The sequence below is a fragment of the Gordonibacter sp. 28C genome, from assembly GCF_003339845.1.
In the GTDB taxonomy this organism is placed as follows: Bacteria; Actinomycetota; Coriobacteriia; order Coriobacteriales; family Eggerthellaceae; genus Gordonibacter.
The window spans coordinates 297,954-322,126 of sequence record NZ_PPTR01000003.1 but is presented as its reverse complement, the minus strand read 5'-3'; the positions used below and the strand labels follow the sequence as shown (position 1 = coordinate 322,126).

The 24,173-nt window shown below is 66.1% G+C and carries 22 protein-coding genes and 1 riboswitch; of the genes, 11 read left to right on the top strand and 11 right to left on the bottom strand.

Annotation, left to right across the window (positions count from 1 at the left end):
• Nucleotides 1-10: 10 nt before the first annotated feature.
• From C1878_RS05580 to C1878_RS16845, 3 genes are read right to left on the bottom strand one after another with little or no spacing between them, the layout of a single operon-like run.
• The gene (locus tag C1878_RS05580) at nt 11-1,543 is read right to left on the bottom strand and encodes a YfcC family protein (protein WP_114600699.1); all 1,533 of its coding nucleotides are present in this window, start codon (nt 1,541-1,543) and stop codon (nt 11-13) included.
• 1 nt (nt 1,544) lies between these two features.
• Nucleotides 1,545-2,027, bottom strand: coding sequence for a M20/M25/M40 family metallo-hydrolase (locus tag C1878_RS16850; RefSeq protein WP_241963622.1), 483 nt, complete (start codon nt 2,025-2,027; stop codon nt 1,545-1,547).
• 57 nt (nt 2,028-2,084) lie between these two features.
• On the bottom strand, nt 2,085-2,753 hold the full coding sequence (locus tag C1878_RS16845; protein WP_241963621.1) for a M20 family metallopeptidase: 669 nt from the start codon (nt 2,751-2,753) through the stop codon (nt 2,085-2,087).
• A 202-nt stretch (nt 2,754-2,955) separates the two neighbouring features.
• Here C1878_RS16845 and C1878_RS05570 point away from each other — a divergent pair, with 202 nt between their 5' ends.
• Together C1878_RS05570 and C1878_RS05565 are read left to right on the top strand one after the other, a co-directional pair.
• Nucleotides 2,956-4,455, top strand: a complete 1,500-nt coding sequence (locus tag C1878_RS05570) for a response regulator transcription factor (protein ID WP_114600698.1) — start codon at nt 2,956-2,958, stop codon at nt 4,453-4,455.
• A gap of 82 nt (nt 4,456-4,537) precedes the next feature.
• Nucleotides 4,538-4,861: a DUF1292 domain-containing protein gene (locus tag C1878_RS05565; RefSeq protein WP_114600784.1), complete on the top strand. Its 324-nt coding sequence runs from the start codon at nt 4,538-4,540 to the stop codon at nt 4,859-4,861.
• Between the two features lie 115 nt (nt 4,862-4,976).
• On the opposite strand, the gene C1878_RS05560 is transcribed toward C1878_RS05565, so the two are convergent.
• On the bottom strand, nt 4,977-5,144 hold the full coding sequence (locus tag C1878_RS05560) for a hypothetical protein (RefSeq protein ID WP_241963620.1): 168 nt from the start codon (nt 5,142-5,144) through the stop codon (nt 4,977-4,979).
• A 153-nt stretch (nt 5,145-5,297) separates the two neighbouring features.
• Here C1878_RS05560 and C1878_RS05555 point away from each other — a divergent pair, with 153 nt between their 5' ends.
• Complete coding sequence (locus tag C1878_RS05555) at nt 5,298-5,522, top strand: helix-turn-helix domain-containing protein (protein WP_114600696.1); 225 nt, start codon at nt 5,298-5,300, stop codon at nt 5,520-5,522.
• Nucleotides 5,523-5,539: 17 nt separating this feature from the next.
• Here C1878_RS05555 and C1878_RS05550 read toward each other — a convergent pair whose 3' ends face one another.
• The 4 genes from C1878_RS05550 to C1878_RS05535 are packed head-to-tail and all read right to left on the bottom strand — an operon-like array spanning nt 5,540 to nt 9,453.
• Nucleotides 5,540-5,950, bottom strand: coding sequence for a pyridoxamine 5'-phosphate oxidase family protein (locus tag C1878_RS05550; RefSeq protein ID WP_114600695.1), 411 nt, complete (start codon nt 5,948-5,950; stop codon nt 5,540-5,542).
• A gap of 53 nt (nt 5,951-6,003) precedes the next feature.
• Nucleotides 6,004-6,801: an energy-coupling factor transporter transmembrane protein EcfT gene (locus C1878_RS05545; protein ID WP_114600694.1), complete on the bottom strand. Its 798-nt coding sequence runs from the start codon at nt 6,799-6,801 to the stop codon at nt 6,004-6,006.
• Complete coding sequence (locus C1878_RS05540) at nt 6,798-8,810, bottom strand: energy-coupling factor transporter ATPase (RefSeq protein WP_114600693.1); 2,013 nt, start codon at nt 8,808-8,810, stop codon at nt 6,798-6,800. The genes C1878_RS05545 and C1878_RS05540 overlap by 4 nt, the downstream gene beginning before the upstream one ends.
• A gap of 55 nt (nt 8,811-8,865) precedes the next feature.
• Nucleotides 8,866-9,453 (bottom strand): ECF transporter S component, encoded by a 588-nt coding sequence (locus C1878_RS05535; RefSeq protein ID WP_114600692.1) that lies wholly within the window; start codon nt 9,451-9,453, stop codon nt 8,866-8,868.
• A gap of 153 nt (nt 9,454-9,606) precedes the next feature.
• Nucleotides 9,607-9,801: riboswitch (FMN riboswitch) on the bottom strand.
• Between the two features lie 557 nt (nt 9,802-10,358).
• On the opposite strand from C1878_RS05535, the gene C1878_RS05530 reads away from it, so the two are divergent.
• The 7 genes from C1878_RS05530 (at nt 10,359) to C1878_RS05500 (ending at nt 21,035) form a co-directional block, all read left to right on the top strand.
• Nucleotides 10,359-11,762: a molybdopterin-binding protein gene (locus tag C1878_RS05530; protein WP_114600691.1), complete on the top strand. Its 1,404-nt coding sequence runs from the start codon at nt 10,359-10,361 to the stop codon at nt 11,760-11,762.
• A 226-nt stretch (nt 11,763-11,988) separates the two neighbouring features.
• Nucleotides 11,989-12,198 (top strand): hypothetical protein, encoded by a 210-nt coding sequence (locus tag C1878_RS05525; protein WP_114600690.1) that lies wholly within the window; start codon nt 11,989-11,991, stop codon nt 12,196-12,198.
• A gap of 153 nt (nt 12,199-12,351) precedes the next feature.
• A complete protein-coding gene (locus tag C1878_RS05520; protein ID WP_114600689.1) occupies nt 12,352-13,773 on the top strand; it encodes a sodium:alanine symporter family protein in 1,422 nt (473 codons plus the stop codon).
• A gap of 290 nt (nt 13,774-14,063) precedes the next feature.
• Nucleotides 14,064-16,247 carry a lectin like domain-containing protein gene (locus C1878_RS05515; protein WP_114600688.1) on the top strand — a complete coding sequence of 728 codons (2,184 nt, stop codon included), beginning with the start codon at nt 14,064-14,066 and terminating at the stop codon, nt 16,245-16,247.
• A gap of 295 nt (nt 16,248-16,542) precedes the next feature.
• Nucleotides 16,543-17,958: a sodium:alanine symporter family protein gene (locus C1878_RS05510; protein ID WP_114600687.1), complete on the top strand. Its 1,416-nt coding sequence runs from the start codon at nt 16,543-16,545 to the stop codon at nt 17,956-17,958.
• A 132-nt stretch (nt 17,959-18,090) separates the two neighbouring features.
• Nucleotides 18,091-18,504 (top strand): hypothetical protein, encoded by a 414-nt coding sequence (locus C1878_RS05505; RefSeq protein ID WP_114600686.1) that lies wholly within the window; start codon nt 18,091-18,093, stop codon nt 18,502-18,504.
• Between the two features lie 188 nt (nt 18,505-18,692).
• Complete coding sequence (locus tag C1878_RS05500) at nt 18,693-21,035, top strand: HAD-IC family P-type ATPase (RefSeq protein WP_114600685.1); 2,343 nt, start codon at nt 18,693-18,695, stop codon at nt 21,033-21,035.
• Nucleotides 21,036-21,237: 202 nt separating this feature from the next.
• Here the strand turns inward: C1878_RS05500 and C1878_RS05495 are convergent, their stop codons facing one another.
• Nucleotides 21,238-22,278, bottom strand: a complete 1,041-nt coding sequence (locus tag C1878_RS05495; RefSeq protein WP_114600783.1) for an SMP-30/gluconolactonase/LRE family protein — start codon at nt 22,276-22,278, stop codon at nt 21,238-21,240.
• A 278-nt stretch (nt 22,279-22,556) separates the two neighbouring features.
• Between C1878_RS05495 and C1878_RS05490 the strand changes: the two genes are divergently transcribed.
• Nucleotides 22,557-22,796, top strand: a complete 240-nt coding sequence (locus C1878_RS05490; RefSeq protein WP_114600684.1) for a hypothetical protein — start codon at nt 22,557-22,559, stop codon at nt 22,794-22,796.
• A gap of 145 nt (nt 22,797-22,941) precedes the next feature.
• Here C1878_RS05490 and C1878_RS05485 read toward each other — a convergent pair whose 3' ends face one another.
• Complete coding sequence (locus tag C1878_RS05485) at nt 22,942-23,160, bottom strand: hypothetical protein (RefSeq protein WP_114600683.1); 219 nt, start codon at nt 23,158-23,160, stop codon at nt 22,942-22,944.
• A 53-nt stretch (nt 23,161-23,213) separates the two neighbouring features.
• The gene (locus C1878_RS05480; RefSeq protein WP_147272912.1) at nt 23,214-24,137 is read right to left on the bottom strand and encodes a LysR family transcriptional regulator; all 924 of its coding nucleotides are present in this window, start codon (nt 24,135-24,137) and stop codon (nt 23,214-23,216) included.
• Nucleotides 24,138-24,173 lie beyond the last annotated feature (36 nt).

The following is a 24,173-nucleotide window of genomic DNA, read 5'->3' as shown; positions in this document are numbered from 1 at the left end:
TTTGGTGCCGCTACATGATGAGCATCGCCACGGTCAGCACCACCACCAGCACGATGCCGGTGACCACGATCACCTTCATGACCCACTTGAGCATGGTGGCGTACTGCACCTTCGCCAGCGCGAGGCCCGCCAGCACGGCGCCGTTCAGCGGGGTGATGATGGCCACCAAGCCGTGAGCGGCCACGTAGATCATCACCATGACCTCGGCGGAGAAGCCCAGGCCGTTGGTCAGCGGTCCCATGATGGGCATCGCCAGCGTGGCCATGCCGGAGCTCGAGGGGATGGCGAACGACAGCACGAAGTAGAACAGGAACGTGGCGGGGGCGAAGACGAAGGCCGGCACGCCGGACAGCGCGTTCGCCGCGTTCGTGAGGATGAACGTGTCGAGCTGCGTCTCGCCCATGATGACGGCGACGGAGCGCGCCAGCGCGATGACCAGCGCGACGCTCACCATCTCGGCGCAGCCGCCGAGGAACGTCTTCACGATGTCCTTGCCCGCGAAGCGCGCGAAGACGCCGATGACGATGGCCATGAGCAAAAACCACGCCGTGGCCTCGTTGAAGTACCACATGCCCAGCGGCACGCCGGTCAGAAACGCGCTCCAGGCGCCGGACGGATCGTCCACCGTTCCGCCGGCCATGAAGAGGTCGATGCCGAAGTTCTGCCACGGCACGAAGCCCACGATCATGACGACGAACGTGAGCGCGAACAGCACGAGCACGACCTTCTGCTTGCCGGAGAGCACGGCCGAGAACGCCGGGTTCTCCGCATCCTCATCCATCTGGCCGTACTCTTTCTCGGACTCCTCCTGCTCCTGCAGCGACAGGAACGTGGAGCCCTTGTCGGCCTTGACCTTCTTGGCGTAGCGCATGACGAAGAAGATGGAGATGGCCTCGGCGATGACGAACAGCACCAGGCCGAAGCCGATGATGACGCCCTGGTCGACGGCGATGCCCATGTCGGTGAGGGCGGCCGAGGCCACGCCCACGGAGAACGGGTTCACCGTGGAGCCGATGCAGCCAGTGCCCGCGCCCAGCAGCACCACGAGCGCGCCGGTGAGCGTGTCGAAGCCCGCGGCGTACATGGTGGCGGCCAGCAGGATGTAGAACGGCACCGTCTCCTCCATCATGCCGTAGGTGGAGCCGCAGATGCCGAACAGCAGCATGAGGATGGGGATGAGCACCAGCTCGCGCCCCTTGAGCGCGCGCACGAGCGTGGCGACGCCGGTGTCGAGCGCGCCGGTCTTGTTCACCATGGCCAGAAAGCCGCCCAGCACCAGCACGAACACGCACACCTGCATGGCGCTGGCGAAGCCGAGCACCGGGGAGGTGAGGACGTCGGCGAACGAAGCTCCCGTGACCTCGCTCGTGAAGAACGACATCGCCACGGTTACCAGCGCCACGCCGATGAGGCACGCCATCAGGATGATGAAGGAGTCGGGCGCGCCCTTCTTCTTGCGCTTCTTCTTGCCGCCGGGCTCGGGGGCCGCGGCGACGGGCGCGGCTTCGGCGGCTTCGGTCGCCAGCTTCTCGTTCTCGGCCATGCTAGTTCTCCTTGTCGTCGTTCGCGCGGGCTTCCAGCCAGCGCAGGGCCATCGTCGCGGTCATCGCCGCGCCTTCCGCGAACACGCTCTCGTCGAACACCACGCGGGAGTTGTGCACGGGGTAGCGCACGCCTTCGGCTTCGGAGCCGGTGCCCAGCACGAAGTAGACGGTGGGCACGGCCTGGGAGATGACGCTCATGTCGTCGGAGCCCGAGATGGGCTTCTCGAGGATGGTGACGGGGCGGCCGGTGAGGTCCTCCACGTAGTCGATCAGCTCGTCGGTGAGCACAGGGTCGTTGTGCACACTGGGCACGCCGCGGAGGAACTGCACGTCGGCGCTTCCGCCGAAGCCTTCCGCGATGCTGCGGCACAGGGCCTCCATGCGCTCTTTGAGGTGCGCGCGGGTGCCCTCGTCGATGGTGCGCAGGGTGCCCAGCAGATGCACGTCGTCGGGCACGATGTTGGCGGCCGTGCCGCCGTTCATGGCGCCGAACGTGATGACGGCCTGGTCGTTGGGATCGAGCTCGCGCGCGATGAGGTTCTACGCGCCGAGGAAGATGTGGCAGGCGATGTTGAACGGGTCGACCAGCTGGTGCGGGCGCGAGCCGTGCCCGCCTTTGCCGTGCACGACGATGTCGATGTCGTCGATGGAGGAGAAGCCGGTGCCCGGGCGCGTGGCGATCTCGCCCCGGCGGTAGTCGAACGGCATGAGGTGGATGGCCGTGGCGGCGTCGACGTGCGGGTTCTCCAGCACGCCGGCGTTGATCATGGCCTCGTTGCCGCAGATCTCGTCGGGTGCTGTGCCCTCCTCGTCGGGTTGGAACATGAGCTTCACGCAGCCGGGCAGCTCGGCCTCGCGCGCTTTCAGGATGCGCGCGGCTCCCAGCAGCATGGCGGTGTGCGCATCGTGCCCGCAGGCGTGCATGTAATCGTTCCGAGAGGAGAAGGGCAGCCCCGTCTCCTCGCGCAAGGGCAGGGCGTCCATGTCGGCGCGCAGCATGAAGCAGCGGCCTTTCGACGGGTCGCCGACGGTGGCCACCAGGCCGCCCGGCACGATCTCTTCCGGCTCGAGTCCGATTTCCCGCAGACGTTCGGCCACGTAGGCCGTCGTTTGAGGGAGGTCGAACCCGATCTCGGGGTGTTCGTGCAGCCAGCGGCGGTCGGCGACGATGTCGCCTTCCAACGCTCGCGCTTCTTCCAAGATGGTCATACGGTGGTACCTCCTTGGTTCGTGGGGGTTGGTCGGCGCTCGCTTGCGAAGGGAGGCGCCGTTCCGCGTTCGCGCCCGTTCCGAGGCGCCTTTCGGGCGGTACAATACGGGGGTGAAGGCGATTCGATCGTCACCCCGGCGGCGTTACGAGGGTGCGAACGGTAGGTTTTAAGCGGCGAACGGCACTAAAGAAAGGTTACCGATGGGAAACGCGCACGATCCGGCATCTCGACCGCGCCGCCCGGCCGGCGGCGGCTCGGAGGACGCCGCGGCGGGCGAGCCGCCTGCCGCGAGGGCGCTTGTGGACGCGCGCGCCCTCGCGGCCGTGGCGGCGCTGTCGCTCTCGACGTTCGTGCAGAACGGGTTCCTCTATCCTCCCCTCGAGGCCCGTGCGCCCTGGGCGCTGGCCGCCTGCGGGTTGGCCTACGCGGCCGCGTTCGCGCTGTGGGCCCTTGCCGCCCATCGTCGGCGCAAGCCGCTGCCGACGACCGCGCTGTCGGCGGTTGCGTGCGCGGCCCTTGCGGCGGGCGCTGCGCTGTGGGTCGCGGCGGCGGCGATGGGCTACCCCGCCGGGCTCGCGGCGCCTGCCGTGGCGCTGTTGTCGTGCGGCCGCGCGTGGGCGGTCGTCGTGGCGGGGCTGTCGTTGACGGGCTTGCGCCCGCGCGGGGTGCTGGTGACGGTTGCGGGAGGCGTGTTCCTGTCGTACATCGCCTACCTGGCGCTCGGAGCCGTGCTGGCCGCCCTCGCGCCGGTCCTTTACGCGCTGCTTCCCATGGCGGCACTTGCGGTGACGACCGGTCCTGTGGCGAGGTCCCGCGCGTCGCTCGCCTCCGGGCCGGGCGAGCTGGCGGTGACGAACCCCGGCTCGTTCCCCGGGCCGTTCAACCGCCTGTTCGTGTGCATATTCCTGTTCGAGGTGGGCTTCGGCTTGTCCATCGAGTTCGGGGCCGACGCCGGTGCGTGGTGGACGATGGCCGTGCCGGGCGCCGCGCTGCTCGCGGTGGCGGCGTGGTGCGCCCGCACGCGCAGCACTCGGCGCGAGGACGCGCTGTTCCACGTGTCGGCGCTGCTCGTGGTGTTCGGCTTCCTCATGTCGTCGGCGCAGACCGCGCTGTTCGGCACCGTGGCCCAGCAGGCGCTCGCGGTGGGCGCGCAGACGTTCAACGTGCTCACGTGGGCCGTGCTCTCCATCGTGGCCGCGCGCAACCCGGCCGGCGGCGTCACGGCGCTGGGGCAGGGCTTCTGCGCGTCGAACCTCGGCGCCACGGTGGGCGTGGTGCTGGGGCAGGCGTCGTCGTCGGGCGACGCGCTGGCGGGCGATGTGCGGCTGCTCGTGCTGGCCCTGGTGGCGGCCGCGTTCGTGGGATACGTGTGGATGGGGCTGCGCGGTTTCAGCTTCACCGACGCCATCCAAGGCGTGAAGCCGGTCGAGGAGGTGGCGCCGCCCGCGCCCGAGTCCCGCACGGACATCGAGGCGCGCTGCGAGCGCCTGGCCCGCGCGCACGGGCTCACCGAGCGCGAGGGCGAGGTGTTCGCGCTGCTGGCCCGCGGCCGCAACGGCGCCTTCATCCAGGAGGAATGCCGCGTCACGCGCAACACCGCCAAAACGCATATCCGCCACATCTACCAGAAGCTGGGCGTGCACACCCAGCAGGAGCTCATCGATCTCGTGGAGGGCGACGCGGCGGGCGACGCGGCGTGATGCCGATATGCTATGCTGCTCAGGGAAAACAAGGACCCGCGCCGCGATGGGCGCGCGGGGTCCCGCGAGGAAGGAGACGCGCATGCGCGAGGGAAGCGCCCCGAATTTCTGCCCGCCGATCGAGGAGGGCGTGACGCTCGAGTTCGTCGACGAGAACGGCGACGACGCCGTTCTGGAGTTCTTGGGGCTCGTGCTGCACAACGACCGGCGCTACGGCTTCTTCTTCCCCGTGTCGGAAGACGAGCCGGCGGGGTCGTCGGGCGAAGTCGTGCTCTTGGAGGTGACGGAGCTGGACGACGACGGCCAGCCTTCCGCCTTCGAGCTCGTGGAGGACGAGGGCGTGGCGGCCGAGGTGTACGCCGATTTCCGCCAGGCCACGAAGGACCTTTACGATTTCGCCGACTAGCGACTAGCGACGTGCGCGGGCGCCGTGCGACGGTGCGGTGACCGCGCACGTCGCGCCATCACACGGCGCGGCCCGATGCGGCGCGTTCGGCGCGCGACGGCGCTCTCGGAGCGAATCAGCGGCCGAACTGGTCCCAGCCGTCTGCGGGCTTCACCAGTTCGGACTGGGCGATGGCCGCAAGGTACATGATCTCGTGGTTGATGGCCTTCTCGAGGCGGCAGACCTCTTCCTCGGTTTCCGCCAGGTCGAATATGCGGGCTGCCGCGGTTTTTACCGCTCCCATCTGCCGTACGTACTCCTCGTGCACCATCGTCAACCCCGTATCTCAATATCCGATCGGAAAGATAATCTATGACCAACCGGCCAGTTGTATTATCCGTGTGCTGTAAACTATAGTTTACGTTATCTCCATGGCTCGATACTAGCCTTTTCCAGCATGGAGAATAATACACTGAAAGCCCAACTTGGCGCGAATATTGCGGAATTGCGCACGCGGGCCGGTGTGTCGAAGACCACGTTCGCGCTCATGGTGGGCGTGAGCAGGCCCTATCTTGCAGCTATCGAGCGCGGCACCGCCAACCCCACCGTTGACGTGCTCAAACGCATAGCCGACGGTTTGGGCGCGAGCGTGGGGGAGCTGTTCGGCGAGAGGCGGGGCTAGGCCGTCGTGCGGACGTCCTAGAGGGCCAGGGGCTTCCACTCGTCGTGGTTGCATATCCATGCCTGCGGGTTCTCGACGGAGAAGAACACGAGCGTGGGGTCGTCCGGCCCCTCGTAGCGCTCGCCCAGCCCGGTCATATGGTCGTAGCCCGCCCGGCGAATGTCGTCGCCAACCCGGTCTTCGAGCCCCGCCTCTCCGCGCAGGATGAGCCAGCCGTGGCCGGGCCACCAGGAAGTGGCCTCGAAGCGCCGGTTGATCGTGAGCTCCTCCCACACGTCCTTCGTGGTGGCGGTGCAGAACCATATCTTGCCGTCCTGCTCGGCGGCGAAGCTGAACGGGCGCACATGGGGCTGGTCGTCCACGCTGGTGGCCAGGTACCAGGCGGGCACGGCTGAGAGATACTGGAGTACGGTTTCGGTTCCGGTCATGAGGGCTCCTGTCTGTCGGGATCGTCGTTGTTCGTCTCCGTGGGCTTTTCGGTCTAAAACAGCACGTCCGCCGCGCCCACGCACGCGGCCAGCACGGCCAGCACGGCCACGGCCGCGCCGTCGCGCACCGAGAACTTCAGGGGGTGCAGGCGGGTCCGCCCCGCGCCGCCGTGGTAGCAGCGCGCGTCCATGGCGGCGGAAAGCGTCTCCGCATGGCGAAACGCGCTGGTGAACAGGGGGACCATGAGCGAAGACAGCATGCGCATGCCCTTCACGGGGCTGCTCGCCAGCGCGGCGCCGCGGCTGACCTGGGCATGGTAGATGGTCACGAGCTCGCTTGCGAACTGCGGCAGGAACCGCAGCGCGATGCCCATGATCATGCCCAGTTCGTGGGCGGGCAGCCCGAAGCGGGCGAAGGGGGAAAGCAGCCTCTCGAGCGCCTCGGTCAGATCGAGCGTCATGGTGGTCATGGTGACCAGGCTCATGCCCAGCAGGATGAGCACGAGGCGCGCGGCGATGGTCAGGCACGACTGCACGCCCCCTTCCGAGATGCGGATGAACGCCCATTCGAATATCACGGGCCCTCCCTGCACCACGAACAGGTTCAGCAGCGAGGCCACCACCACGATGAACAGCAGGGGGGCGAGCGACTTCGCCGCGTTTTTCAAAGGGATGCGCGACAGCAGGTAGAAGCCCGCCACGAACACGGCCACCACGCCGAGCGCGGCGGCGTGGTGGGCGGCGAGCGCCACGACGATGAAGACGATGCCCAGCAGCAGCTTCGCACGCGGATCCATGCGGTGCAGGGGGCTCGTCCCCGGATAGTAACTGCCGAAGGAGAACACGTTCATCGCGCGCCGCCTTCGGAGCCGCCGCTTTCGAGGCCGCCCGCCGCGCCGCCGACGGCGGACGGATTGCCGGGGCCGCCGGCCTCCGCGCCGCTCCCGGAGCCGCGACCGTCCGCCGCCGCGTCGTCCGCCAGATCGACGAGGGCGCGCGCCAGCGACCCGCTGTCGAACAGGACGCCTGCGGGGAGGGGAAGGCCCCGTTCGCGCAAACTGTTCGCCACGCGCTGCGCGGCGGGAATGCCCAGCCCGATGCCGTTGAGCTCGCCGGCGCGCAGGAACACGTCGCCCGGCGTGCCCACCTCGAACGTCTCCCCCTCGTTCAGCACGAGCACGCGGTCGCAGCGCTCGGCCAGGTCGTCCATGCTGTGCGAGATCATGACCACCGTGCGGCCCTGCTCGTGCAGGTGGGCGATGAGGGCCAGGAAGTCGCGCCGCGCCGCCGGGTCGAGGCCGGCCACGGGCTCGTCCAGCACGAGGATGCCCGGGCGCATGGCCAGCACGCCCGCGAACGCCACGCGGCGCTGCTGGCCGCCCGAGAGCTCGAAGGGGCTCAGGCCCTGCACCTCGTCGAAGTCGAGCCGCACGAGCTCGAGCGACTCACGCACGCGCGCGTCCACCTCGTCGTCGGAGAGCTTCAGGTTGCGGGGGCCGAACGCCACGTCGTTGTACACGGTGTCGGCGAACAGCTGGTGCTCGGGGTACTGGAACACCACGCCCACGTCGGCGCGCACGCTGGCGGCCTGGGCCTTGTCGGCCACGTCGCGCCCCTCCACCAGCACGCGCCCGCAGGTGGGGTGCAGGATGCCGTTCATGTGCTGGATGAGGGTCGATTTGCCCGACCCCGTGTGCCCGGCGATGCCGAAGAACTCCCCGCGCCGGACGGAGAAGCTTATGTCGTGCAGGGCCCACACGGCGTCGGGGTCGTTGCCCCAATCGGCCCGCTTGCCCCCCTCGGCTTCGGCCTTCGCCCGCTTGCCGCGTTTGCGCTTGCCCTTGGAGGGGCTGTAGGTGAAGGACACGCTCTCGAACGCTATCGCGACGTCGTCCGAGTTGTCATCCTGAGCGGAGTGCCGCAGGCACGGAGTCGAAGGATCCCGTGCGGCGTTAGCAGGGAACGTCACGGCTGGCGCCGCACGGGATCCTTCGACTGCGCTCCCTTCGGTCGCTTCGCTCAGGATGACGGAGGGGAAACTCCCCTCGCCGATCGCGGCCGTCACGGCATCGACGAGCTGGGCTTCCTTCACGCAGGTGGGAACATCCAGGCCCAGCCCTTGCAGCTTGAGCGACAGGTCGCAGGCGAAGGGAACTTCAAGGTTGAGGTTCGCCAGCACGTCGGTGCGCACGAGCACGTCCTGGGGCGCGCCTTGGCATGCCACCTTGCCGTGGTCGAGCACCACCACGCGGTCGGCCTCGGCGGCCTCCTCCATGAAGTGGGTGATCATGACCACGGCCATGCCCTGGGCGTTGAGCTCCTTGCACACGCGCATGAGCCCTTTGCGCCCGCGCGGGTCGAGCATGGCCGACGCCTCGTCCAAGACAAGCACCTTCGGCTGCATCGCAAGCACGCCCGCGATGGCCACGCGCTGCTTCTGCCCGCCCGACAGCGCATGCGTCTCGTGCGTCTCGAACCCGACGAGGCCCACCTGTCGAAGGGAGTCTTCCACGCGTCGGACCAGTTCGGCGGTTTCAACGCCCAGGTTCTCCGGGCCGAACGCCACGTCGTCCTCCACGAGCGACGCCACCAGCTGGTCGTCGGGGTTCTGGAACACCATGCCGGCGGTGGAGCGTATGCGGTAGACGCTGCGGGGATCGGCGGTGCTGTAGCCGTCCACCGTCACGCTGCCCTTGTCGGGCAGCAGCAGCGCGTTCAAATGCTTCGCCAGCGTGCTCTTGCCGCTGCCGTTGCCGCCCAGGATGCAGACGAACTCGCCCGCCTCCACTTGGAGGTCGACCCCGGCGAGCGCGAGGCGCTCGCCGTCGTAGGTGAACTCGATGTCCGTGCAGTCGATCATAACGTGCGCTTCCTCACTGCCCGCGTACGGGTCGCAATCGGTTCAGGCTGTGGCTCTAGTGTCCTTTGACCTGGGCCTTCTTCGGGGTTATCAGGTTGGACACAGCCTTGTACACAATCAGGGTGAGCACGGCGTTCACCACGCCCTTCACCAGGTTGAACGGCAGGATGGCCGGCAGCAGCATGGGCAGGATGACGTCGACGCTGCCGTACCAGAACAGCACGCCGATGGTGAGGTTGGCGACGACGGCGCCCGCCGTGGCGGCCAGCACGCCCACCGCCAGGCCGACCACGCCGCGCTTGAACGTGCGCTTGCGGCGGTAGATGGCCGCCGCCGGCCACACGAAGCACAGGGTGGCCACGATGTTCATGAGTGAGCCCACCCATTCGCCCAGGATGAGCCCGTGGATGACCGCCGCGATGGCGCCCACCGCGATGCCCGCGCCCGGCCCGAAGGCGAAGCCGCACACCATGGCCGGCATGAGCGAGGGGTCGTAGGTGAGGAACGTCACGCCGGGTATGAGCGGGATCTGGATGAACGACAGCAGCGCCGCGATGGCGCACATGAGCGCCATCGTCACCAGCTGCCGGGTGTCCCATTTGTTCGTGTTCGTGAATTCGAGGTTCTGCGCGTTCTCTGCCATGTCGGCACCTTCTTCCCGCGAGGCTCGGATCTATCGGGTTCGTTTCCAGCCTCGCAGAAAAAGAAACAAGCCCGTATGAATTCCACTCCTGTCATACGGGCTTGTGATTCGCAGGGATCCGACCGGTCGCGGGGACGCGGTCGCAGCTTGCGACGTCTGCCTCTTCCATCCGGACTTTAACCGTTGGTCCCGGAGTTTCACCGGTGTCAGCCTGGTCGGGTGCTCGTTCGACGCGGGGCCGAGCGGGACGCGCCTTCGCAGGGTCGCGGACTCTCGGCTTGGCTCGGCGCGAACGCCGGCTGTCCGATTACCGCCAGTGAGGAATTTCACCTCGCCCTGAAACAGAATCCATCGGGGCCCATTGTAGCCGCCTCGGCACCGTCGCGCAACCATGGTGTTCGGCAAAGCCGGACAGTTTGGCAGAACTGTGGAGCGAGAGAGGGCGGCGGGGTGGAGGGCCGGAAAGTCAGGGGGCGCGGAAGCGGCTGCTGCGGGCGAGTGGAAAGAAATCGCCGAGATAGGCGGGCTTTCGCCTAGCCGTTTCGTGAAAGCAACGCAAAACGCGGTCGAGGCCGCTAGGGGGAGGCGGCCTCGACGCAGACGAGTGAGAGGAGAATCGACGAGAGAGAGGAGAAACGTCGGGGTCGATCCTTGCTCGATGATTATCTTAACGCCTAATTTATTCTTAGTCAAGTATAATTTTGATCGGGAATAGGTTTTTTGGAAAACCGCCTATTGCGACGCTTGATCGTTAGCCGGCATGCACGAGGTTTCCCTCTATATTGTCCTCGAGGTCGGATCATCATGGTGTATATTATTCCCATTGGGATATAGTGTGCTTCGTCGGTGCGGAGCGCGCTGCGGGAGATCGCGCCGCCCACGTGGGAGCAAGGGAAAGAGGATTCATGAGAGACCATTCGAACCACATCCAACTGACGCGCGAGCAGGCCGTCGAGCAGATGCTCGCGCGTTTGGGCGACGGCTTCGGCTGGGGCGACGTCGCGGCCGACGGGCCGCAGGACGCCGAGGGCCATCGGCGCGAAATCGGACGCAAGCTCGCCGAGACGGTGCCCGTCGCCGATGCCGTGGGCCGCGTGCTGGCCTACGACGTGCGCGCCCAGTGCGACGTTCCCAGCTGCCTGACCTGCGGTATGGATTCCATCGCCGTGCACTGGCGGGACTTCGAGGGGCTCGAGCCGGGCGCGCTGCCCGACACGTCGGCTTGGGTGCGCGGTACGGACTGGGAGTTCGCCAACACGGGCGTGGCCATGCCGGAGGGCTTCGACGCCGCCATCGTGGTGGAGCACGTGCGGGTGTCGGACGACGAGCGGCGCGTGGCCGTCGACGCCGCGCCGTCGCGCCGATTCGCCGGCACGCGTCCGGCGGGCGGCCAGATGAAGCGCCTCGACGTCATCGCCGAGGCCGGCTCGCTCGTCACGCCCGATCTGGCGGCGCGCATCGCGAGCGGCAACAACGCCGTCGTGCCCGTGGTTCGCAAGCCGCGCGTGGCCTTCATCCCCACCGGCAACGAGCTGGTGCCGCCCGGTGTGCCGTTCAACCCCGACAAGCCGGAGGCGTTCGCGGCGCGAGGCAAGAACTTCGAGACGAACAGCATTCTCGTGCGCGCCAAGGTGGAAGCGTGGGGCGGTGAGTTCGTGCCGTTCGGCATCGTGCGCGACGCGCGGGACGCCATCCGGCAGGCCATCGAGCGCGCCTGCGAGGTGGCCGACATCGTGGTGCTGAACGCCGGATCGTCCAAGGGGTCCGACGACTGGTCGTGCGAGGTGATGGAGGAGCTGGGCGACATCATCTGCCACCAGACGAACCACGGCCCCGGCCATCACAGCTCGTACGCGCTGGTGGACGGCGTGCCCATCGTGGGCATCTCCGGCCCCTCGGGCGGGGCTTCGTTCACGCTGAACTTCTACCTGCGCCCGCTCATGCGCACGTTCCTGGGCCTCGAGCCCGAGGTTCCGCGCATCCCGGCGCGCCTGGCGGCTCCGTTCCCGCAGGGCGGCCCCGGCTCGGCCCCCAAGCCCGAGCCGGGCGAGCCGCTGCCCGGCGAGGCGCGCCCGCTCGAGCATCCGCCCGCGCGCGCCGCGTCCGCGGGTCCCGGGGAACCCGAGTTCTTCGGCGTCAAGATGCTGAGCCTGTCCGTGGGCGCCGACGGCGTGTTGGAAGCCGCGCCTCTGGCCGGCCGGCCGGGGTCGGTCGAGGCCCAGGCTGCCAACGCCTACTACCTGCTGCCCTCCGGCCCCGGCATCGAGCCCCCGGCGGTGGGGGACGTGATCGAGGTGGAGCTGCGATAAGCAAAGCCAAGGCCTCTCCGGCGGGGATCGGGTTTCGATCTCCGCCGAACGGGGGGAAGGGGTTCCGCGACACGCTTGTCGGTGCGCGAGGGCCTTGCAGGATGCAACGAATAGCCGAAACGTCAACTTTTCTATGAAACATGCGCCCCGAGGGCTTGATTTGCCCTCGGGGCCATATTAATCTGGAACATATATATTCTTGATTGTGTATAGAATAGGTGATTGCATGTTCGTTCCCGTTACCGACGCATCCCCCCTGGCCGACGCCGAGCTCGCGCCGGGGGACATCCTGCGCAGCGAGTACGGCAGGACGGTGCGCACCGTGGTGTCCGTGGAAGGGGACGACGTGGTGGTCCGCACGCCGAAGGGCTCCATCGAGGCCATACCCCTGCAGTCCGTCAGGCGCTTCTGGCGCAAGATAGGCGCCGAGACCTAGCGGCTTCGCGCTCTCCGCGCGTTTCCGGTTGCATGCTCAGGATGGCAACCGAGAGGCGTTGCCGGCTCGGGCCGGGATGGCGGCCGTCGAATTGTGTGCGTCGGCAACAGTTTTGCGGCGTGGGGCCCCGGGTCGGGTACAATACCGCCCCGTATGTTTGAAATCCTGAACAGCATCGACGCGTTCGTCTGGGGGCCGGCTATGATCGTGCTCCTTCTGGGCACGCATGTCTTCCTCACGTTCAAAACCGGCTTCATCCAGCGCAAGCTGCCGCAGGCCATCCGCATGTCGTTCCGCAAGGACCCGGAGGGCAAGGGCGACATCTCCAACTTCGGCGCGCTGGCAACGGCGTTGGCGGCCACCATCGGCACGGGCTCCATCGTGGGCGTGGCGACCGCCATCCTGGCGGGCGGGCCGGGAGCCGTGTTCTGGATGTGGATCACCGGCGTGTTCGGCATCGCCACGAAGTACGTGGAGGTGTACGCCTCGGTGAAGTACCGCGTGCGCGACCATGCCGGCAACATGCTGGGCGGCGCCATGTACGTGTGGGAGCGTGCCTTCAAGAAGAAGGACGGGCGCACGCCCTGGTGGGCGAAGCTGGGCGCCGTGGCGTTCGCCGCGTTCGCCACCGTGGCCACCATCGGCACGGGGTCGGCGGTGCAGGCGTCCGCCATGACCGGCATCATCGCGTCGAACGTACCGGTTCCCACCTGGGTTATCGGCATCGCCATCGTGGTGCTGGTGTCGGTGGTCATCTTCGGCGGCGTGCACAGCATCTCCAACGTGTGCGAGAAGCTCGTGCCCGTCATGGCCGTGGCGTACGCGGGCGGCTGCCTGGTCATCCTGGCATTCAACGCGCCGGTGGTGGGGGAGGCCGTCGCGCTCATCTTCCAGTGCGCGTTCACCGGCAAGGCGGCGTTCGGCGGCGCGGTGGGAAGCGGCATCATGATGGCGCTGCAGTTCGGCTGCGCGCGCGGCCTGTTCTCCAACGAGTCGGGCCTGGGCTCGGCTCCCATCATCGCGGCCGCCGCCAAGACGCGCAACCCGGCCGAGCAGGCGCTCGTGGCCATGACTGGCACGTTCTGGTCCACGGTGGTCATCTGCGCGCTCACGGGCATCGTGCTCGTGTCCACCATGATCGCCAATCCCGGTATCCAGGCCGATATCTTGGCGAACCCCACGGTGTTCTCGGGCGCCGAGCTGGCCAGCGCCGCGTTCTCGAAGATACCCTACATCGGCACGCCCATCCTGGTGCTGGGCATGGTGGCGTTCTCGTACTCCACCATACTGGGTTGGTCGTACTACGGCAACCGCTGCGTCACGTACCTGTTCGGAAAGCGCGCCATCCGCCCGTACCAGGTGCTGTACGTGGTCGTGGCGTTCTTGGGCGCCATCGGCGTGGGCGACGTCATGTGGACCGTGTCCGACATCGGCAACGCGCTCATGGCCGTTCCCAACATCGTGGCCATCCTGCTGCTGAGCGGCCTGGTGGCCCGCGGCACGCGCCACTACGTGTACGACCGCCATCTGGACGAGGTGGACGAGGACCCCATCCCCGTGGTTGAAGGGAAGTAGAAAGAGGCTTTCGCGTTTCAGGGGGGACCTGGCGCGCTTCGACGCCGGATTGCTTGCCGGCAGCCGAATCCGGCTTCGCCGCGTCGTGGCGGCCGAGGGCGCGCTTTCCGCCCCGAGGGCCCGCTCCTTGCCGGACTGCGCCGATTCGCCTCTATTGGCCGATTTCATGTCACGCCGCCCCTTCGCATCCCTTGCCTTTCGTTTTTCTCCTCTTTATACTTTTACCTTATTGCGTGCGTACACAATAAGATTGCGGTTGCGCGCGAGTCGAATCGAGAAGGAGGCCCCTTTTGGTCAAAGCAAATCCGGTGACGAGGCTTGCGCGCGGAGCATTGGCGTTCGTGCTTGCGGCCAGCCTCGCCCCCATGACAGCCTTCGCCGACGAGACGCCGCCCAAAGGCGGCATCGTCGACGAATTCGCCGCTGCGAGCGCGCAGGCGGTGGCGCGGTACGCGTCCACCGGGAATCCGGACGACCTGCGCGACGTGCGCGCCTACCAGGGCAACGGGATCATGGCTTTGAACGCCGGCTTTCCCGAACGCTACGACCTGCGCGACGAAAACCTGGTCACTCCGGTGAAGCTCCAGAACCCTTGGGGAACCTGCTGGGGCTTCGCCGCCATCGCCGCCTCCGAGACCAGCATCATGTCGGAGCTGGGCGTGACCGCAGCCGACGGCGGGGTGGACCTTTCCGAGCTCCATACGGCATGGTTCTCGTACACGCCGCTGCCCGAGGACGCCGGGCCCCAGGCAGGCGAGGGCACCCACACGACGTCGAGGGAATCCGGGGCCGTGCTGGACCAGGGCGGCACGCCGTTCACGGCGACCTCGGTGTTCTCGTCGGGCATCGGCCCCGTGTACGAGGAGGACGTTCCTTACCGGAACAAAGAAGACATCAGGGTCAAGGACGCCACCGGGGCGGATTGCTACTATTCGTCCGAAGGCGATTGGTCGGTCGACGAGAACCTGCGCTTCGTTCAGGCGATAGAGCTCGAAGAGAGCAACATCCTTCCCTCTCCCGCAGGAAGAGACGAGGAAGGGAACTACGTTTACGACGAAAGCGGAACGCAGGCCATCAAGCGCGAGCTTCAGGCCGGCCGCGCGGTGGAGATCACGTACGCAGCCGACTCTTCGCAGCCCGGTCAGGAGGCGCCTGCGAAGTACATCAACCCGGAAACCTGGGCTCAGTACACCTACGAAGACGCTCAGACGACCCATGCCGTCACCATCGTCGGATGGGACGACGCGTACTCGAAGGGCAACTTCCTTGCGGAGCACCAGCCGGAGTTCGATGGCGCTTGGATCGTCAAGAACAGCTGGGGATCGAAGGACGCCGAGTTCCCGCACCGCAACCCGAAGGGGTGGGGCGTCGACGGCGGCGGCTATTTCTACCTGTCGTACTACGACAAGAGCATCAGCGTGCCCGAGTCGTTCGACTACTACGCCGAGAACTACAGACAGCCTGCCGAATACTACCTCGTCGACCAGCACGACTTCATGCCCTCGCCGGGCGTCACGGCCCGGTTGAGCGACGATCCCGTGTCCATGGCGAACGTGTTCGAGGCGAGCGAGCACCAGATGGTCCGCTCGCTTTCCTGCGAAACGGCCCAGCCCGGCACGGAGGTCGTCTACGAGGTGTACCTGTTGAACGACGGGTACGCGAACCCCCGGGACGGCAAGCTGCTCGCAAAGGCGTCCGAAACCTACGAGTACGGCGGGTACCATCGAATCCAGCTCGCCGAGGGCCTGCCCATCGAGCAGGGCCAACGCTACTCGGTGGTGGCGACGCAACAATGCGACGGGCAGTACAGCGTTCTCGTCGACCGGGCGCTCAACAAAGACGGCATGGACTTCGTCAACGAAAACAACCCCGGTCTCAACTACAACCGGTACGCCGTGGGGGTGGTGAACGAGGGGGAGAGCTTCGTCTGCGAAGACGGCGAGTGGGTCGACTGGTCCGCCATGGTCGCCCAGCTGAAGGCCGTCGCCGAGACGACCGAAGAGGGCGACATATTCGATTACGACAACTTCGCCATCAAGGCGTACGCCGACCCCATGGGCGAGCCGCCCATTCACGAGGCGGTGGTCGTTCCCGACCTGGGCGGCATGACCGAGGCCGAGGCGCTGGCGGCCCTGGAGCAGGCGGGCCTTAAGGGCGAGGCGGGCGAGCCCGAGCATTCCGATGCCGTCGAGGCCGGCCGCGTGGTTCGTCAGGGCACCCCGGCGGGCACGGAGGTCGATGCGGGCTTCATCGTCACCTACCATCTCTCGCTCGGAAAAGAGCAAGGCGGGGGGCAGGGCGGCGCCGCGGGAGGCGAGGGAGCCGGCGGCGCCGCGGGCGGCAAGCCCATGCCCGCCATGGGCGACGACACTGCTTCCGTCGCCGCCGCGGCGGTGCTCGCGCTCGCTTTCGTCGTAGCCGTCGTTGCCGGATCCCGCCTGCGCGAAGGCCGGGGCGGACGCCGACGCTGCTGACGCCGTTTTCTCATGTGATGCTCGAGGGGGCGCAGCGAAGCGGCCCCCTCGAGCATTCGCCCCCTGCTCGTGCCTCGTTTCCGGATTCGCCGTTCGCGATCGCTGCCCGTGCGAGAATCGCCCGTTCGCCCGATTGTTTTTCGCTTGTTAACAAAGTGGACGTTTTCATGTGGCTATAATCCAAGCACTTTAGTGCGGGAAAGTGCTTCTGCCGAAATGGATTGCCCCTCGTCACTCGGTTTCGGCAACGGCTCTTCCCCGTTGTTTGGGGATTCACGGGAGAAAGAGGGATTTCATGGACATCGTCCAGATCATCAGCGACATCGACGCCTTCGTATGGGGGCCGCCGATGATCGTGATCCTGCTGGGATCGCACCTGTTCCTAACGTTTCGCACGGGTTTCATCCAGCGCAAGCTGCCCACCGCCATCAGGCTGTCGGTGACGAAGGACCCGGACGCGCCCGGCGACATCAGCCAGTTCGGCGCGCTGACCACGGCGCTGTCGGCCACCATCGGCACCGGCAACATCGTGGGCGTGGGCACGGCCATCCTGGCCGGCGGCCCCGGCGCGGTGCTGTGGATGTGGCTCACCGGCGTGTTCGGCATGGCCACGAAGTACTCCGAGACGTTCGCCGCCGTGAAGTACCGCGTGAAGGACCACAACGGCAACATGCTGGGCGGCGCGATGTACGCGTGGCGCCGCGCGTTCGAGAAGGACGGCAAGACGCCGTGGTGGGGTCTTTTGGGCGCGGGCGCGTTCGCGCTGTTCGCGGCCATCGCCTCGTTCGGCATCGGCTCGGCGGTTCAGTCCAGCGCCATGACCGGCATCATCACGTCGAACGCGCCCGGCGTGCCCACCTGGGGCATCGGCCTGGCCATCGTCATCATGGTGTCCTTGGTCATCTTCGGCGGCATCAAGATCATCTCGAAGGTGTGCGAGAAGCTCGTTCCGTTCATGGCCATCGCCTACGCGTGGGGCTGCATCATGATCATCGGCATGAACTGGGATTTCGTTTGGCCCGCCATCTGCCTGATCTTCGAGTGCGCCTTCACGCCGAAGGCGGCGTTCGGCGGCGCGGTGGGCTCCGGCCTCATGATGGCGCTGCAGTTCGGTTGCGCCCGCGGTTTGTTCTCCAACGAGTCGGGCCTGGGCTCGGCGCCCATCGTGGCGTCGGCCGCCTCCACGCGCAACCCGGCCCGCCAGGCGCTCGTGTCCATGACGGGCACGTTCTGGGACACCGTCATCATCTGCGCGCTCACGGGCATCGTGCTCGTGTCCACGATGCTGGCGAACCCCGGTATCATGGAGACCGGCCAGATCTCGGCCGGTGCCGACCTGACCAGCGCCGCGTTCGCCTCGATCCCCTACATCGGCACGCCCATCCTGGTCATAGGTATGATCCTGTTCGCCTACACCACCATTCTGGGTTGGTCGTACTACGGCAACCGCTGCGTCACGTACCTGTTCGGCAAGCGCGCCATCCGCCCGTACCAGGTGCTCTATGTGATCGTGGCGTTCTTGGGCGCCATCGGCATCGGCGACTTGGTGTGGACCATCTCCGACATCACGAACGCGCTCATGGCCGTGCCGAACATCATCGTGGTGCTGATGCTCTCCGGGCTCATCGCGCGCGAGACGAAGCACTACGTGTGGGACAAGAACCTGGACGAGACGGACGAGACGCCCATCCCCGTGTTGGAGTCGAAGTAGGGCCGTTCGCTCGGCCGCGATTTTCAACAACCTGTTGAACCTTGCGCGCCGACGATCCGGCTCTCCTCGTGGATCGTATAATCGATGCCGCCCGCATGATACGCGGGCGGCATCGATTCGGAAGGAAGCGATATGTCTGGTTCTCAGAAGGCTTTGAAAGTCATCTCGATCATCACCATCGTCTACGCTGTCATCCTGCTCGTTTTCGGCGTGCTCATGGCGGCGGGCGGCTCGCTTTTGGGCGGCGAAACCATCGACATGGACGGCACGACCGCCTCGGCGGGCATCGTGGCGGCCGTTCTGGGCGTTACGCTCGTCCTGGGAGGCGTGGTCGACCTCGTCATCGGGCTTCTGGGCCTGCGCGGTGCGAAGAACCCGCGCAAAGTGGGGCCGTTCTTCGTGCTGTGCATCGTAGGCCTCGCCCTCGGCCTCGTGGGCCTGGGCATGGCCATAGCCCAGGGCTCGTTCGATCCCGCGTCGCTCGTCAACATCGTCATCATCGCCGTGTGCCTGTTCCTTGCCATGCGGGTGAAGCAGCAGGCGTAGGCAAGCGCCTGCCGTCCGGCGTGGAATCGTTTTCGCACGCCGAGGGTTTTGCAGGTTTCGCGTGAACGGCTCCCCTTCCGGGCGAAGCGGGGGCCGTTTCGCGTTCGGTGCCGTAGAATGGAGCGCGAGAAACGGGTTTCCGTCCGAGGACCGCGATCCTCGGACCGGGCAGAGAGCGAGAGGGCAGCATGGTCGATGAACCCAGGGGGCTGAGCGCCGCCGAGGTCGCCGAGCGCGTGGCGCGCGGCGACGTGAACGCCGACGTGGACGTGAAGACGCGCTCCGTCAAGCAGATCGTGCTGGAGAACATCTGCACGCTGTTCAACGCCATCAACGTGGTTCTGGCAGTGTTCGTGCTGATCACCGGCTCGTACAAGAACATGCTCTTCATGATCGTCATCGCGTGCAACGTGGTTATCGGCATCGTGCAGGAGGTCCGCTCGAAGATCACCACCGATCGGTTGAGCATCGTGGCGGGTTCGCACGCCACCGTCCTGCGCGACGGCGAGCGCGTGGAGGTGGCGCTGCACGACATCGTGCGCGACGACCTTATCGTGCTCGGCCGCGGCGACCAGGTGCCGGCCGACGCCGTGGTGGTGTCCGGCGCGGCCGACGTGAACGAGAGCCTGCTCACCGGCGAGAGCAACCTTATCAAGAAAGAGGCCGGCTCCGAGCTCATGAGCGGCTCGTTCGTGAACGCGGGCACGGTGCGCGCGCGGGTGGTGCACGTGGGGGGCGAGAACTACGCGGCGAAGATCAGCGCGGAGGCCAAGCAGCACAAAAAGGTCAACTCCGAGATCATGAACAGCCTGAACGGCATCATCAAGTTCGTGAGCGTCGTCATATTCCCCGTGGGCGCGCTGCTGTTCGCCCGGCAGTTCTTCAGCGGGGAGGGGGTGGAGCTCAACAACGCCATCCTGTCCACGGTGGCCGCGCTCGTGGGCATGATACCCGAAGGGCTCATCCTGCTCACGTCCACGGTGCTGGCGGTGGCGGTTATCCGCCTGGCCAAGAGCAAGGTGCTGGTGCAGCAGCTGTACTGCATCGAGACGCTGGCGCGCGTGGACACGCTGTGCCTGGACAAGACGGGCACCATCACCACGGGGGCCATGGAGGTGGCTTCGGTAGAGGCGGTGGGCGGTGCCGACGAGGCCGAGCTTCACCGGGCGCTGGCGTCGCTCGCCGCAGCCGACGAGGACCCGAACGAGACGGCGCAGGCCGTGGCGGCGCACTGCGCGGCGGGCGGGTTCGACCCGCTGGCGCCTTCGCGCGTCGTGCCGTTCTCGTCCGACAAGAAATGGTCGGGCGCGGCCTTCGAGGGCTGCGCCTACGTGATGGGCGCCGGCAAGTTCGTGCTGGGCGATGCGTTCGCGGCCGTCGAGGAGAGGGCCGCGGCGCTCTCCGCCACGGCGCGGGTGCTGCTGGTGGCGCGCGTGGAGGGCTTCGACGAGGACGGCGGCATCGTGGGCGAGCCCGCGCCGCTCGGCTTCGTGGCCATCCACGACCAGATACGCTCCACGGCGGCCGAGACCATCGGCTACTTCAAGGACCAGGGCGTCACCGTGAACGTCATCTCGGGCGACGACCCCCGCACGGTGGCGGGCATCGCGGCCCAGGTGGGAGTGGACGGGGCCGACGCCTACGTGGACGCTACGACGCTCGAGACGCCCGAGCAGGTGGCCGAAGCGGTGGAGCGCTACCATGTGTTCGGCCGCGTGAAGCCCGAGCAGAAGAGGCAGTTCGTCGTCGCGCTGCAGGAACGGGGCCATGTGGTGGCCATGACGGGCGACGGCGTGAACGACACGCTGGCCCTCAAGCAGGCTGACTGCTCGGTTGCCATGGCCGCCGGTTCGGACGCGGCGCGCAACGTGGCGCAGCTCGTGCTGGTGGACAACGACTTCGCCAGCATGCCGAAGGTGGTGGCCGAGGGGCGGCGCTCCATCAACAACCTGCAGCGTTCGGCGTCGCTGTTTTTGGTGAAGACGCTGCTGTCCATGTCGCTGGCCGTGCTGTTCGTGCTGCTGCCGTGGCAGTACCCGTTCCAGCCCATCCAGATGACGCTCATCTCGGCGTTCACCATCGGCATCCCCTCGTTCGTGTTGGCGCTGGAGCCGAACAAGGACCGCATACGCGGCCGCTTCCTGGAAAACGTCATCGTGAAGTCCATACCCGGCGCCGTGTGCGCGGTGTTGGCCGTGATGGCGGTGAACGTGGTGGGGCGCTTGGCTCTCGGGCTCGATTACGGGCAGGTGTCCACGCTGTGCGTGCTGCTCACGGCATGGGTGGGCGCCATGCTCATCGTGCGCCTGTCGGTGCCGTTCACGCCCATACGCACGGCGCTCCTGGTCGTGGTGGTGGGCGGCACCGTGCTGGGGGCGACGCTCTTGCACGGGTTGTTCGGCATCGTGCCGTTCACCCTGGAGATGACCGTGCTGTTCGTAGCGTGCGCCGTGGGCGTGGCGGCGGTGTTCCACTGGCTGTACGGGGTGCTCGGGCGCTGGCATGGGGCGCGGCTGGCGAAGATGGCTTAGAGGCTGATCGGTTTCAACCTGGTCGGGCCGGAGGGGCGCGGGGCGCGCCGTTCGGTCAGTCCTGGCTCGCGCGAACAGCCCGCAGGGCTGTTCGGCTCGTGCGGAATCTACGGCGCACCCCGTGCCCCTCCGGCCCTGGCCTTTTTCGGCTGACGCCATCTTCCTGCGCTTGGTGAGAGGGTGTTGTTGGGGAGTTTTCTGCTTAGCCTAAGGCATTTTGTTTGGCGGAGGTGGGGATTCTCCAGATTATGCCTTGGCCGAACTCGCAGGCGTACAGGAAGCCGTCGTGGATCGTCAGGTTCGAGACGAAGATGCCGGCGCTTTCGGGGAGACGCACGGTGGTTATGTCCCAACCGTCGGGGTCCACGACCACGACTTCGCCGGCTTTGAGGTGCGCTGCGTAGATGTTGCCGTCCGCGTCGGTCAGCAGGCCGTCGGGGCCGTGGCCGCCGGAGAGCCGGGCAGCGACGTAGGGCGTGTCCTTCGCGTCCGTGTAGGTTTTCGAGGGAACGCAGAGGATCGAGTTCGTGTTGAACTCGGCAACGTACAGGAAGTTCGCATCGGGCGAGATGGTGATGCCGTTGGGGTACGCGAACCCGGTTTTGTAGAGCTCCATCTCGGGCTCGGCGGCATCGTACTTCACGTAGTACACGTTGCCGTTCTTGTCGAGGTAGTCCGATTGGCCGGGGTCGGTGAAGTAGGCGCCGCCCTGCCCGTCGAGAACCAGGTCGTTCAGCCCCAGGAACGGCGTTCCGTTGAAATCCCCGAGCAGCACCTTGTATTCGAGCGTCTCGATGTCGAACGTGCACAGCCCTTGCGAGCGGTCGGTGATCAGCATCGTGGTGTCGTCGATGAACTTCGCGCCGTTGGGCATGGCCTTCTTGGCGTCGTCGTGGTAGACGACCACGGCCTCGCCGTCCTCTACTTTGAGGATGTTCGACATGGCGACGTCGATGAACCACAGGGTGCCGTCTTTGAAGTTCATGCCCTCGATGAGCCCGCTGTTTTCGACGGTCGCGTACTTCTCCCATTCGGCAGCCGGGTTGACGATGTAGTCGTCGGCGAACGTTTTCGGGCCGGCCTGCGCGAATTCGGATGTGGGCGATCCCTCCCCGGATCCTTCCGATCCTTGTGCTTGATTGCCGCATCCCGCCATTAAGCCGAGCGCCAACGTTCCGCCGGCGATGGCAGATCCTTTCAGAAAGTTCCTCCTATTGATGCCGCTCGTTTGCATAGTGCTCATCCCTATTCCCTCCTTCGAATGATGGAAACCCTTGCAAAACTATAGGTTGCGCAATAGGAATCCTCCAAATAGCGATTCGGAATGCAGGTATGCGGGTGTTGGATAGAACGATTCCATGTCATGTGCGCCTACGATTGTCGTTTCGAGGCGCTATTGCGATTCTGACGCTATTCCGAAACGGCATCGGATCGAAACGAATGCGCATTTCTACTATTCTGCGCGTCCGTTTTACACTTTCGCAAGAGGGGTTAGCGGATCGGCTAGGTAAGGAGAGTGAGATGCTTACAGTTGTTTCTCATGAGTACGATGAAGACACGGGGATCGATCGCTACGTGTTCGATCCCGGAGCTATGAAAGCTCAGGTCAAGGTCATGACGGAGAATGAGGGCGAGCCGCAGGTTTTGCTTGGCGTGGAAGGCATGGCCGTTCAGCAAAGCGTCACGGAGCCCACGTGGACCGTTTGCCGGAACAAGGAGATCGTCGAGATCGCGCTGGCCGACTACAAAGCGCGCCTGTAGCGACGCTTCGCCGTATGGTCGCGGAAGCCCGCCTGTTCAAGGGCGGGCTTCCGCTTTTTAAAGGGCGACGGCCCCGCGTGCTGGCGGGGCGCCCCTTTCCTTCGGCTGCGGCTCTCCGAGTCGCCGCCCTGGTGCGACCGCGCGTCTAGGCGCCGGGCGGGTCGTAGCGGTTCGAATAGTAATCCGCCGCGCCTTCTGGTTTGCCGATTTCTCCTCTGGTCATGTTGTGCAGAAACGGGGTTCCGCATTTCCGGCACGCCTTGCCTCCGGCCGGGATGGGTTCGCCGCACGTGCTGCAGCGCAGATCCAAGCGCAAAGAGAAGATGCCGCATTTGTTGCAGTGGGAGCAGGGATAGCAGGGCATGGCGGATACTTCCTTTCGAGCAGCGGACCTTCGACGTGCTTCCTTGATCGCGCTTATCCTCCATCGATGCTTTCGCGAAGCACCTCCAGGGCCTCTTCGAGGACTGGATTGGCGTTGTCCAGGCGATAAACTGCGGATATGGGGAAGAACGCATCGTCGTCGGTTATGGGCACCTGCACGCAGAAGGGGGCGATGCCCATACCGACGCGTTTGGTGAAATTGGTTCCCATGATCAGCACGTCGTCTCTGATGCTCGCCGCCGTGGTGAGCAGGTCGGTCTCTTTCATGGAGTAATGCCTGCGCGTTTTCGGCTTGAAGCCGTGCGCGTGGCAGGCTTTCTCTATATATCGCCACGCATCGCTTACGTGCGATCCCTCGATTTTGATGAGTGTTTCGCCTTGCAGCTGCGAAAGCGCTATCGATTCCTGTTGGGCCAGGTGATGGCCGCTGCTCATCAGGGCCACCCACGGGCAGCTGCCCAGCTGCACGACCTCGAGTTCGTCGTCGTCCGATATGTCGTGCTCGGACATGTAATCGAACACGACGTCGCAGCCCCCTTCTTCGAGGATCTCTCGGGGCAGTTGATGGCGGCAGGGCTTCGTTTCGAGGAAACTGAACCCGTAAACGGGCCCGAGTTCTGCAAGGATGCAGCTCAGAGCGCGCGTTACCATCTCTTCATTGACGAGTCCGCCGATGGACAGATGCACTGACGGCGCGACGCGCAGCTCTTTGGCCCTCTCGTCGAAGGCTATCTGCGCTTCGATGAGCTTGTAGGCGTACGACAGCAGCGATGCTCCGGCGGTCGTCAGGCGCATCGAGGATCCCGACCGATCGAACAGGGAGAGGCGCAGTTCTTTTTCAAGCGAGTTTATGTGCTTGCTCAGCGTTGGCTGCGACATGTTGAGAAGTCGGGCCGTTTCGGTGAAGTTCAGGTTCTTGGCCAATTCGACGAACTCGTAGACGATGCGGACATCCAAAGCTCCCACCCCCTTGACGAGAACTCTACGGATCCT